The organism is Gemmatimonas sp., from assembly GCF_041689975.1.
In the GTDB taxonomy this organism is placed as follows: Bacteria; Gemmatimonadota; Gemmatimonadetes; order Gemmatimonadales; family Gemmatimonadaceae; genus Gemmatimonas.
The window spans coordinates 30179-42227 of sequence record NZ_JBDNFF010000230.1 but is presented as its reverse complement, the minus strand read 5'-3'; the positions used below and the strand labels follow the sequence as shown (position 1 = coordinate 42227).

The 12049-nt window shown below is 65.2% G+C and carries 11 protein-coding genes and 1 pseudogene; all 12 read left to right on the top strand.

Going from position 1 to position 12049, the window contains the following annotated elements; genetic code table 11:
- Positions 1–267, top strand: a pseudogene (locus tag ACESNG_RS14775) (GTPase ObgE); the annotation flags it as partial.
- Positions 248–1351 (top strand): DNA-processing protein DprA, encoded by a 1104-nt coding sequence (dprA, locus tag ACESNG_RS14770; RefSeq protein ID WP_373069531.1) that lies wholly within the window; start codon positions 248–250, stop codon positions 1349–1351. The pseudogene ACESNG_RS14775 and the gene dprA, both read left to right, overlap by 20 nt.
- The gene (gene hemW, locus ACESNG_RS14765; protein WP_373058392.1) at positions 1348–2502 is read left to right on the top strand and encodes a radical SAM family heme chaperone HemW; all 1155 of its coding nucleotides are present in this window, start codon (positions 1348–1350) and stop codon (positions 2500–2502) included. The genes dprA and hemW overlap by 4 nt, the downstream gene beginning before the upstream one ends.
- Before the next feature lie 10 nt (positions 2503–2512).
- On the top strand, positions 2513–3556 hold the full coding sequence (gene hrcA / locus ACESNG_RS14760; protein WP_373058394.1) for a heat-inducible transcriptional repressor HrcA: 1044 nt from the start codon (positions 2513–2515) through the stop codon (positions 3554–3556).
- Between the two features lie 151 nt (positions 3557–3707).
- Entirely contained in the window at positions 3708–4838 is a 1131-nt protein-coding gene (dnaJ, locus tag ACESNG_RS14755) for a molecular chaperone DnaJ (protein WP_373058396.1), read from the top strand.
- Entirely contained in the window at positions 4831–5676 is an 846-nt protein-coding gene (locus ACESNG_RS14750; RefSeq protein WP_373058398.1) for a 50S ribosomal protein L11 methyltransferase, read from the top strand. The genes dnaJ and ACESNG_RS14750 overlap by 8 nt, the downstream gene beginning before the upstream one ends.
- Positions 5649–6419: a 16S rRNA (uracil(1498)-N(3))-methyltransferase gene (locus tag ACESNG_RS14745; protein WP_373058399.1), complete on the top strand. Its 771-nt coding sequence runs from the start codon at positions 5649–5651 to the stop codon at positions 6417–6419. Before ACESNG_RS14750 ends, ACESNG_RS14745 begins: the two co-directional genes overlap by 28 nt.
- Positions 6419–6760: a histidine triad nucleotide-binding protein gene (locus tag ACESNG_RS14740; protein ID WP_373058401.1), complete on the top strand. Its 342-nt coding sequence runs from the start codon at positions 6419–6421 to the stop codon at positions 6758–6760. Before ACESNG_RS14745 ends, ACESNG_RS14740 begins: the two co-directional genes overlap by 1 nt.
- A gap of 123 nt (positions 6761–6883) precedes the next feature.
- On the top strand, positions 6884–7072 hold the full coding sequence (gene rpsU / locus ACESNG_RS14735; protein ID WP_026850684.1) for a 30S ribosomal protein S21: 189 nt from the start codon (positions 6884–6886) through the stop codon (positions 7070–7072).
- Positions 7069–7530, top strand: a complete 462-nt coding sequence (locus tag ACESNG_RS14730; protein ID WP_373069529.1) for a GatB/YqeY domain-containing protein — start codon at positions 7069–7071, stop codon at positions 7528–7530. Before rpsU ends, ACESNG_RS14730 begins: the two co-directional genes overlap by 4 nt.
- 132 nt (positions 7531–7662) lie before the next feature.
- On the top strand, positions 7663–10107 hold the full coding sequence (locus tag ACESNG_RS14725) for an endonuclease MutS2 (protein WP_373069527.1): 2445 nt from the start codon (positions 7663–7665) through the stop codon (positions 10105–10107).
- The gene (dnaG, locus tag ACESNG_RS14720; RefSeq protein WP_373058407.1) at positions 10104–12029 is read left to right on the top strand and encodes a DNA primase; all 1926 of its coding nucleotides are present in this window, start codon (positions 10104–10106) and stop codon (positions 12027–12029) included. Before ACESNG_RS14725 ends, dnaG begins: the two co-directional genes overlap by 4 nt.
- Positions 12030–12049 lie beyond the last annotated feature (20 nt).

Here is a 12049-nt window from a genome sequence, read left to right as displayed (position 1 = left end):
GCGGAGCTCGATCAGTTGCGACACGAGATTTCCTCGTACTCCACCGAGCTCGCCGCCAAGCCGTATTGCGTGGTGTTCACGAAGCTCGATCTGCTCGGCGAGCACTACGTGCCGGATATCGAAGCACCGAGCGCCTTCGGCCTGTACGCCATCAGCGCGGCCGGACGCATGGGACTCGACGTAGTGCTTGACGCGTGGTGGCGTGAGCTGCTCAAGATGCGTGTGGAAGCTGAAAAGCCGGCACGCGATGCGCAGTTCCTTCCCTGACCACTCGGCGGCCCCGTTGGCGACGATGTCGACGGAGGCCGCGCAGCAACTCCGGGCGCGGCGTGAAGTGATTGCCTTGCGTCAGGTCAGCGGGCTCGGTGACGTCGGCGTGGCCCGACTGCTGTCACGGCATGGCAACGTCACACGGGCGCTGCATTCGGTGGAAACTACACGGCGCGACGAGGCACTGCGCGAGGCCGACCGTATTTTGGCGGAGCTACTGCGCATCGGCGGTGAAGCGCTGCCGGTCGGGAGCGCCCGTTACCCCGCACGACTGCTCGAGCTCTCCGATGCGCCACCGGTCATCTACGCCCTCGGGACGTTGGCCAGTGCGCATCCGCCGGCCGTCGCGATCGTCGGCACGCGCGCCGCGTCGGCCTACGGACTGCGCGTTGCTCGTGCGATTGCGACTGCCTGCGCTCGTGCGGGCGTCGCGATCATAAGCGGACTGGCACGTGGTATCGACGGCGCCGCTCATGACGCAGCGCTGGCCGCCGGTGGACGCACCGTCGCGGTGCTCGGCACGGGTCTCGATGTGCACTACCCACGCGCGCATCGCGCCCTGCAGGAACGCATCGCCCGCGACGGGCTGCTGCTTACGGAGCAGAAGCCGGGTGACTCGGGGCACGGCGGGACGTTCCCCCGTCGCAATCGGATCATCGCTGCGCTGGCCGATCTCACGGTGGTGGTCGAGGCCGGGAAGGGCAGCGGAGCCCTAATCACCGCCGACCATGCCCTTGAGTTGAACCGGATGGTGGCCTGCGTACCGAACGGCATCGATCAGGTCTCGTCGATGGGCAGCAACGCGCTTCTCAAGATGCACGCCGAACCGATTCTGGCAGTCGACGATGTGCTCGCCCTGCTGCGCGTCGAGCGGTCCACGTCGACCCATGTTTCCCTCGACGGCGATGCCGCGCGGTGCTGGGATGCTCTGCAGCGCGGTGCTCGTGACATCGATGAGATCGCTGCGGCCGCCCAGCTGCTTCCGCGTGAAGCGGCCGCGGTCTTGAGCGCACTCGAAATCGACGGGCTCGTGTACTTCGGCCCGTCCGGGCAAGTGCATCCGTCGATCAGTGTGTCGTGAGCGCACCGATTACCGCTCAGGTGGGGTATCGTCACCTCTACCTGCATGTGCCGTTCTGTGCGCGGCGCTGCAGTTACTGCGATTTTTCCATCGCGGTGCGCAAGCAGGTACCGTGGCGTGCGTTCGCTGATGCGGTGGATGCGGAACTTCGCCTGCGTGGTGCGTCGCAGTCGTGCGGGGCGCTGTCCACGCTATATCTCGGCGGCGGCACGCCGTCGAGGTTGGGCGGCGAGGGCGTCGAACGCCTCTTCGAACAGCTGCACCGGCATGTTCGACTGGATGCGCACGCCGAGGTTACGCTCGAGGCGAACCCTGAAGACGTTTCGGCGGAAGCCGTTGCGGCGTGGCGTCGGGCCGGAGTGAATCGCGTGAGTCTCGGAGTACAGAGTTTCGACGATCGCGTGCTTTCCTGGATGCATCGCGTGCACGATGCGGATGCCGCTGTGCGCGCCGTCGAGACCCTTCGCGCCGGCGGCATCGACTCGATGTCGCTCGACCTGATCTTCGCCGCGCCGGCGACACTCGAGCGCGACTGGAGCGAAGACATTTCGCGTCTCCTGGCACTCGCCCCCGACCATATCTCCTTGTACGGACTCACGATCGAACCGCACACGCCGCTCGGACGCTGGCAGGAGCGAGGCGAAGTCGAGGAAGCGCCTGAGGAACTCTACGAACGCCAGTTTCTCGAGTCGCACGAGCGGTTGCGGGCTGCCGGCTTCGAGCACTACGAGGTGTCGAATTTCGCGATGCCCGGACGTCGGGCCCGACACAACAGCGCCTACTGGCAGAACGTGGCATATCTGGGCATCGGACCGTCGGCACACGGCTTCGACGGCTCGGAGCGGCGCTGGAATCACTCGGCCTTAGCCGCGTGGGAATCGGCGTTGACCGCTGGCCTCGATCCCGTTGACGGCTCGGAAACGCTTACCGGGCAGAACCGTGAGGCGGAAATGGTGTACCTTGGATTGCGCACGATCGACGGACTGGAGCTTCGAGAGGGTGAGGAAGCTCGCGTCGCCACGTGGCGTCGGCAGGGGTGGATCGAGTCTGCTCATGAGACCGCCGGATCGCGTATCCGGTGCACCGCCTCCGGGTGGCTTCGGCTCGATGCCTTGGCCGCCGACTTGACAGCACTCCGAAGTCGTTCGTAGCATTACACTTATGGCGATTAGTGGGGAGCTCTCCGAGCGGGAGCGAAAGGTCCTGGAAGCAGTGATCCACAGTTACGTGGCAACGGCAGAGCCTGCGGGCTCTCGCACGTTGTCTCGGCGCTTTGGCTTGGGAATCTCTCCCGCCACTATCCGCAATACGATGAGCGATCTGGAAGAGAAGGGATTTCTCTTCCATCCGCATACGTCGGCCGGGCGCGTCCCCACCGACAAAGCCTATCGGGTCTATGTCGATTCGCTCATGCGTGTCGAGACGATACCCGGAGAGGCGCAACGACGATTACACGCCGACATCTCGGCTGGCGGGTCGGCCATTGAGGCGATCCTCCGTCGTGCCGCGCAGTCGCTGGGAATCCTGACGCAAGAACTCGGTGTAGCCCTTGGCCCTCGATTTGAGCGGGCAACGCTGCGTCAGCTCGAGCTGGTCCGCATCGCGTCGGAGCGCCTGTTGATGGTGCTCACCCTGCACGGTGGGGCGGTGCGCACGGTGTTCGTGGAGGTGCCGGGTGTCATCGCGGACGAGGCGCTCATCGAAGTCACGATCGTGCTCAACGAGCGCTTGTCCGGCCTCACGCTCGAGCAGGTCCGCACGACGCTCGCCTCGCGGTTGCGCGATGTGCACCTCAAGCCGGAAACGGCCGAGCTGCTGCACATTTTCGTGCAGGAGGGTGAGCAAGTGTTCGGACGTGTCTCGGATCCGCTGGAGACCGTGGTGCTCGGGCAGCCGTCGTTGCTGGCGGATCAGCCGGAGTTCGCTAGTGGCGAGCGCCTGCGCCAGTTGATCGAGCTCACGGAAACACGTCAGCAACTTGCTTCGTTGCTCGAAGCGAAGCCTGGAGCGAACGGGATTTCGATCACGATCGGCAACGAGCACGGCGACCCTCGTCTCGAACCGTTTACGGTGGTGACGGCGGAGTACCAGGCGGGTTCACTGAGCGGTGTGATCGGCGTGATCGGACCCACCCGCATGCCGTACGACAAAGTGATCGCCCTGGTCGGTCACACGTCCCGACTGGTGTCCGATTTGCTCTGCTGACGGCCCTCCCCTCGCTTCAGGCGGGCGGAGCAGTCGATATTTCCTAGGAGCTTTTTCGGCTCGACTTTGACTTCACCGACGGGCGTCCGGTTTCCGGCACCCGTCGTTCGACTGCGCCGCTCTGTGGCGGCGCGTTTTTCCGGGTTTTGACATGGCCGATTTTTACGCGGTACTTGAAGTGCCGCGCGACGCATCCGATGACGACATCAAGAAGGCGTATCGGCGCCTGGCGATGCGGTGGCATCCTGACCGCAATGCGGGCGCAAAGGAGGCCGAGGAGAAATTCAAGACGATCACCGAAGCGTACGACGTGCTGCGTGACCCGCAGAAGCGCGCCGCGTTCGATCGGTACGGCGAGGCGGGACTCCGTGGTGCGCAGCAACAGCAGTATGAGCACGTCGACCTGTCGGAGGCGCTGAACATCTTCATGCGCGACTTCGGCGGCTTCGGCGACATGTTCGGTGGCCAGGGCGGCGGTCGTCGGAACGGCGCGCGCGTGGGCGCCGACGTGAAGCTGCCGTTGCCGCTTACGCTCACCGAAGTCGCGACGGGCGTGGAGAAGTCGGTGGTGCTCAAGGTGCTCGAGGCCTGCGACAAGTGTGAAGGGTCTGGCGCCGAGCCGGGTACCAAGCCGCAGACGTGCAACACCTGTGGCGGCGGCGGCGAAGTGCGCCGCGCCCAACGGTCATTCTTCGGCCAGTTCGTATCGGTCGCACCGTGTCCGACGTGCGCCGGTGAGGGTGTGGTGGTTTCGTCGCCGTGCAAGAAGTGCCGTGGCGAGGGACGCGCGCGGGCCGAGCGCATGCTCAAGATTCAGGTGCCGGCTGGCGTCGCGACGGGTCAGTACATGACCCTGCGTGGAGCGGGTAACGTGGGCCCGCGTGGCGGCACCAAAGGCGACGTGCTCGTGGTGTTCGAGGTCGAGGATGACGAGCGCTTCGATCGCGATGGGGAGGATCTGTTCTGTGAAGCATTGGTCACGTACTCGCAGCTGGTTTTCGGCGCCGATATCCGGGTTCCTGGCCTGACCGGTGATCTGTCGCTACGCGTGCCTACAGGAACCCAGAGTGGCACGGTGTTCCATTTGCGCGGACGTGGATTGCCACGCGTGAACGTGTCCGGTACGGGCGATCTGCACGTGAAGGTGCAGCTTTGGACGCCGCAGGACGTGGAGGGCGACGAGAAGGCGGTGATCGAACGACTCGCCACGCTGCAGGGGCAGGCACCGCCACAGCGCGAGAAAGGGTTCTGGTCGAAGATGAAGGAGGCGCTGGGTGCTTGATGCGTCCCTGCGCTGGGTCAGCGTCCGGGTGAGCCCGGGAAGCGACGACAGAAGCCGCGACGCCTGTCTTGCCGCGCTGTTCGCTGTCGGCGCGCAGGGTGTGCACGAAGACGGGACGTCGCTGGTTACGCACTTTCCGCCGCAAGCGGATCTCGAAGCGGTGCATCTCGCGCTGACCGAGGCGGACGAGGACGTCACGATCGAGACCGCACCAGTACCTGATATCGACTGGAGCGAGGCGTGGAAGTCGCGCATCAATGCCCACGATCTTGGGTCGCTCACGGTGACGCCGCCGTGGCTGGCGGAGGGGCGCGATCCGGCCCGCACGATCGTCATCGACCCGGGTATGGCCTTTGGCACCGGTGAGCACGCGACCACGCGGGGTGTTGTGCGCCTGCTTCCCACCGTGATGCGCGACGGCGATATCGTGGCAGACCTCGGTGCCGGCAGTGCGGTGTTGGCGATCGCGGCGGCCAAGCTCGGCGCGTCGCGTGTCTACGCCGTCGAGCTCGATGGTGAAGCGATTCCCGACGCCGAACACAACGTGCTGCGGAATGGTGTGGCCGACCGCGTGCATGTGTTCGAGGCTGACGCGGGGGCTCTCCTGCCCCTGTTGGCGCCGGTGCGGGTGGTGCTCGCGAACATTATCTCGTCGGTGCTGATCGAGCTGTTGCCGGTCATCGCGGCATCGCTCACCGCCGACGGCGGCGCGATCCTGAGCGGCGTTCTGCAGGACGAGCGCGAGGAGATGCTCGCCGTCCTCGCCGCCACCGGCTGGCGCGTGCTCGATGAGGATGCGGAGGACATCTGGTGGTCGGTCTCGATCGCGAGGGCGTAGCCGCCGGTCGACCAAACTTTGTCACGACCGAACCATTCGTGGTCGGCGCGACATGCGTGCTCGACGAACACGCGGCGCGCCACATGCGCGTGCTGCGCCTCGATGCGGGCGCGGTCGTTGGTGTCCGTGACGGGCGGGGCCACGTGGGCGCTGGACAGGTCGTGCGCTTGACGAAGACACAGGCCTACATCGAGATCAGCGACTTTGCGGTGATCGCGCCGCTTCCCGAGGTACACTTGCTGGTGCCGGTTGCCGACCGCGACCGGATGCTGTGGCTGGCCGAAAAGGCATGCGAACTGGGCTGCACGAGCTGGCGGCCAGTTCTCTGGCGTCGGTCGCGGAGTGTGTCGCCGCGCGGCGAAGGGGTGGCCTTTCAACAAAAGGTGATGGCCCGCATGACGAGCGCGCTCGCCCAGTCGGAGGGAGCGTGGCTGCCACAACCGTTCCCCGAGGCCACGCTCGAGCGCGCACTGTTGGCGGCCCCGCCGGGTGACCGCCTGGTGCTCGATCCCGCGGGAGCGCCGATGGTCGGTGCCACAGCCACCGTGCTGCAGGAATCTATCGTATTGGCGATCGGACCCGAGGGGGGAATCGAGGCGGATGAGCTCGAGGCAGTGGCGGCCTCCGGCTTCCGCGCGGTTCGACTAGGTCCGACTATCCTACGGTTCGAGACTGCTGCCGTAGCCGCCTTGGCGATCGCCCGGACGGCGCTCGGTACCAGCTCTCCGACTCGCGAGTCCTGATGTCAGACGCCTGCATCTTCTGCCGTATTGTTGCCGGGACCATCCCGGCCACGTTGGTGGCGAGTAACGAGCATGGCGTTGCTTTTCGCGACGTGAATCCCCAGGCGCCGTCGCACCTATTGGTCATCCCGCGCCGTCATGTGGCATCACTGGCTGAGGCCACCGACGGCGCAGCACTTGGGGCGCTGATGTTGCTGGCGGCCGAGGTCGCGCGTTCGGACGGCTTGGCAGAGGCGGGGTATCGGGTGGTTGTCAATACCGGGAATGATGGTGGTCAAACGGTTCACCATCTCCACTTGCATGTCCTGGGCGGGCGGGCGATGCACTGGCCACCGGGATAATTGGTCGCTTCCCTCGGGAATTATCGTCGTTTGCGCCTTGACCTCCCCCCTCCGGCTGGGTAGGATTTAAGGCTGTCGTTCTATCGCAACGTGTCAGTCACGCCATCATTTACGAGGTTTCGTTTGTCCGAAGTCATCATCCACGAGGACGAGAATTTCGAGCGGGCGCTCAAGCGCTTCAAGAAGAAGTGCGAGAAGGCCGGTATCCTCTCCGACCTGCGCAAGCATCGTCATTATGAGAAGCCCTCGGAGCGCCGCAAGCGCAAAATGAACGCGGCTGTCCGCAAGAATCGGCGCACCCGGAACGGGTGAGCAGTTCCGTGGATGCCGGCGGTTCGTTGCTGCCGCGTTTGCAGCGCGATCAGGCCAATGCACGACGGGAGCAGCTGAAGGATCGCGTGCTTCTCCTCGGGATGATCATTTCCGAGGTCAAGAACCGGGAGATTGAACTCCGTCGCGATGCCACCGACGATGATGTCGTCGACGTCATTAGAAAGGGCATCAAAAAGCGGCGTGAATCCGTCGAACTCTATGGTAAAGCTGGACGCACGGACCTGCTCTCGAAGGAACAGAGCGAAGTCACTGCGCTCGAAGTGTATCTGCCCGCTCAAGTCGACCCTGAAGAATTGCGCGCCGCCGTGCGCGCAGCGATGCAGGGTGGGGTTGCCAACATCGGTGCCGTCATGGCCAAGGTGATGCCGCAGTTCAAAGGGCGGGTCGAAGGCGGTACGATCAACGCAATCGTGCGAGAGGAACTCGCGCGCGGGTGACAACGACAACGCACGACACGTCGTGGCGAACCGAATGACAGCACACAGCATGCTTCGAACCCGGACTCGCGCCCTCGGCGGTCCGGGTTCGTGCCATTTGAGCGGTGCTCCACGCCGACGAGCACACGGGACATGATGAACGCGCACGCCCTCGGTATCCTCGAGTTCCCGCGCATGCTCTCGCATGTCGCGGGACGGGCGAACTCGGGCCCCGGAGCGGCCGCCGTTCGCTTACTCACCCCTCGATGTGATCGCGAATGGATTGAGGCCGAGCACGCCCGCGTGGGCGCCATGCGCGCGCTCGTGTCGTCGGATCTCCCCTGGCCGACGGAGCCGATTCCTGAACTCGGCGAGCCGCTGCGTCGCCTGCGCATCGAGGGGCTTACCTGGACGGCGCTCGAACTGTTGCAGGGCGCTACGCTGCTTCGTTCCTCGCGCCGCGTGCGTGACGCGCTTCGCGATCCGCGGCGCCCGCGCATCATCGTGGCGTATCTGCAGGCGTCTCTCGAACAGCTCATCGACCTCCGTCCGCTCGAGGAGGCGATCGCGCGCGCGATCTCCGACGACGGCACCGTGCGCGATGATGCCTCGCCGGCGCTTCGTCGCGTCCGTCGCGAACTGCGGCAGGCCGAGGGCGAGCTGGTCCGGTTGCTCGAGCGCGAAATGGCCAAGCTCGAATCGCATCATCAGGTCAGCGACCTGTCGGTCACGATGCGCAACGGCCGCTGGGTGATACCGATGCGCCGCGAAGCGCGCGGCTATGTCGGCGGCATCGTGCACGACAGCTCCGGCACCGGCGCCACCATTTTCGTAGAGCCGCCCGCCGCCGTGGAGTTCGGCAATCGCGTGCGCGAACTCGAGATGGAGGAGCTCCGGGAAGTCGAACGCGTGCTGCGAGAACTCACCGAGCAGCTGCACCCGTATCACGATCAACTGATCGCCGCGTTCAACGCGCTCGTGGCACTCGATGCCCTGTACGCCCGTGCGCGGTACGCCATCGAGGCCAGCTGTGCCCCGCTGGCGTTCTGCGCGCCGGCCGAGGGGCTGGCGATCGTCGATGGCCGTCACCCGCTGCTGCTGTCGCGCGGCACGCCGGTGGTCGCGTTCGACCTCACGCTCTTCGAACAGGAGCGTACGCTGCTCGTGTCCGGTCCGAATACCGGCGGCAAAACGGTCTTGCTGAAGGCCATAGGACTGCTCAGTGCGCTGGCGCAGTCGGGCGTGCCGGTTCCAGTGGGCGCGACCAGCCGCCTGCCCGTTTTCGACGATGTCTTTGCCGATGTGGGCGACGAGCAGAGTATCGAGGCGAGTCTCTCGACGTTCAGCGCACACCTCAAGAATCTCGGCGAGATCCTGCGGTCGGCGACGCCCGACTCGCTCGTGTTGATCGACGAACTCGGATCGGGTACGGATCCGGCCGAAGGCGCGGCGCTTGGCGGCTCCATTCTCGAGACGCTCACGCGCCGGTCGGCAACCACGATCGCCACCACACATCTTGGACAGCTCAAGCTACTCGCGACTGAAGTGGAGGGCGTGGTGAATGCCTCGCTGCAGTTTGACGCAGTGCAATTGGCGCCGACTTATCGGCTCCTCAAAGGCATTCCCGGTCGCAGTTATGGCCTGAGTATCGCGCGTCGACTGCAGCTGCCCGAGGACGTCATCGTGCGCGCTGAAGAGCGGCTGCCGCACGGCGAACGCGACCTCGCGGTCCTGCTCTCGGATGTGGAAGCGCGCGAAGGGGCGCTCGGCGTGCGCGAGCAAGTGATGGACCGCGAGCAGGAGCGGCTGCGCGCACGATTGGCGACCGTAACCGATCGCGAGCTCAAGGTGCGCGAGCGCGAGCGTGAGTCCGAGAAAACGGCCCGTCAGGAAGCGCGAAAGTATCTTCTCGAGGCACGTGGTCAGGTAGAGCGCGCGATCGTCGAGATTCGTACGAAAGCTGGTGAGCAAGCCGAGGCGCTGGAGGAATTCGCGCGCGCGGCGCGCCGCACGGTCGAGGAAGCCGCCGCAACGCAGGGACTCGCCGTCGAGGCCGTGCAACAGCGCGCCGCGCGCGAGAAAGTTCGCACGCAGGTGCGCCAAGCGGTCGACGTGGCGACGCCGCGTGCCGGCACGCCGCAGAAGGCTTCGGAGCCGCTCGCCGAGGGCGATCGCGTGCTGGTGGGCACGCTCGACGACAAGAGCGGACAAGTGCTCTCGGTGCGCGGTAAGGACGCGCGCGTCATCGTCGGTTCACTGACCGTGACCGTGCCGCTGTCCACGCTTACACGCTCGTCGTCGCCGCCGCCACCGACGGTGAAGGTGAGCTACGCCGGCAGCATCCCCGAGGCTGATCCGCTGCGTGAAGTCGACGTGCGCGGACTGCGTGTAGATGAAGTGGACGACGAGGTGTTGCAGGCCCTCGATACCGCCGTGCGGTCGGACATGCGCGAGTTGCGCATCATTCATGGGAAGGGCACCGGCGCCCTGCGGTCCCGTGTGAGCGAGATGCTCAAGAAGGACACGAGAGTGGCGGGCTTTCGTCTAGGCGCGTGGAACGAAGGGGGGGCCGGTGTGACCGTGGCAGAGCTGACATGATTTCCGACGAAATCATCGAGCGCGTGCGCACGGCGGCGGATATCGTGCAGATCCTCAGCGAGTTCGTGCCGCTCAAGCGCGCCGGCGGTGACTATCGCGGACCCTGTCCGTTTCATGGCGGCACCAATCCGAATTTCTCGGTGTCTCCCAAGCGCGGGAGCTACCACTGCTTCGTCTGCCACGAAAGCGGTGACGTGTTCTCCTTCGTGCGGAAGCGCCTCGGTCTCGACTGGCCGTCCGCCGTCAAGATGATCGGCGAGCGCGTCGGTATCGAGGTGATCGACGTGCCGATGCGAGCGCAGGCCCCCGATCCGAACGCCCCGAACTTCGAAGTCGTGGCGGCCGCAGCCGAATGGTTTCAGCGTGAGCTCACCAACGAAGGAACGGGGCGCGATGCGCGGGCCTACCTGAAGCAGCGCCAACTCGACGAAGCCTCATGGGAACGCTTCGGCCTGGGCTTCGCGCCGCGCGATCTGCTGGCGCTGCGTCGCTACCTGCATTCCCTCGGCGCCGATGATGCGCGCCTGATCGAAGCGGGATTGTTCGTGGTACGAGAAGGCGAGACGGAGCCGCGCCCGCGTTTCCGCGGCCGCGTCATGTTTCCGATTCTTGACGAACTCGGTCGACATGTCGGCTTCGGCGGACGCGCACTTGGTGACGACACACCGAAGTATCTGAACAGTCCGGAGTCGGTGGTTTTCCAGAAGCGCAAGACCTTGTACAACATGCACACCGCCAAGCAGGCGATGCGTCGTGCGGGTCGTGCCATTGTGGTGGAAGGGTATCTCGATGCGATTCGCCTGGTGCTGGCGGGCATCGAAGAAGTCGTCGCACCGCTCGGCACGGCCCTGACCGACGAACAGGCGCAGTTACTCGTGCGTTATTCGCCTGAAGTCTTTCTGCTGTACGACAGCGATGAGGCGGGGCAGAAGGCGACGTTTCGCTCCGGACTGGAGCTGCTTGTACACAAAGCCACCGTCCGTGTCGTGACGCTGCCGGAGAACGAAGATCCGGACACCTTCGTGCGCGACCATGGTCGTGCCGCGATGGATAGGCAGCTCGGTCTTGCGATCGATGTGTTCGACCGACAAGTGCAGTTGCTCGAACGACTCGGATGGTTCTCCGATATACGTCGTCGTCGCCTCGCGATCGACAAGTTGCTGCCGACGATTCGCGCCGCTCGTGATCCGCTCACGCGCGACTTGTATCTCGCGCGCCTCGCCGATGTGTCGCACCTCGACAAAGTCACGTTGTCCACCGAAGCCGACGCCACCACGGAGCAGGGGCGTCGCCGCGCGCCCGGCGGACCGCCGGAGCGCTCCAGTGACGAACCCATGCCGGAGTTCGAGGGGCCGCCGGTCGAGTCCGAGCCGGCACCGTTGCCGCCTCCGGCGAGCGACAAGCCCGTCTGGAAGGGGCGAAAGAATAGCAAGTACGGCAGCGGGCCGGAGTGGAAGTCGACCAATGTTCCGCCACGACCGCGACGTGATGAACCGGTCGAGCGATCGCTCGTAAGAGCGATGCTGGCCGATCGCGGGATCGCCGAGCGGGTCGCGGAACGACATCCGCCCAACTCGTTTCGTCATGCGCAGTACGGGGCGTTGTTCGCCGCGTTCCTGGAGGCGCCCGTAAGCGACCATTTGGATCAGGTCGCCGATCGACTGGCGCCGGACGCGCTCGCCGTACTGCGCGAACTGACAGATGGGTCCGTGGCGATCAACGTCGAAGCCTCGGACATCGGGCTCAGTCTCAGCAAGCTGGATGCCCGTGTATTGGAAATCCGGGTCGATCTAATCCGTGAGGCACTGCTAGCGGCAACGGGACCCGCGTACGATACGTTGATGAAGGAGCGCCTTGAACTCGAGGCCGAAATCCGTCGGCTCTTGCCTATCCGCAGTCCGCGGGCTAAACCGAAGGGGTGATGGTCGATCATCGACCGGAT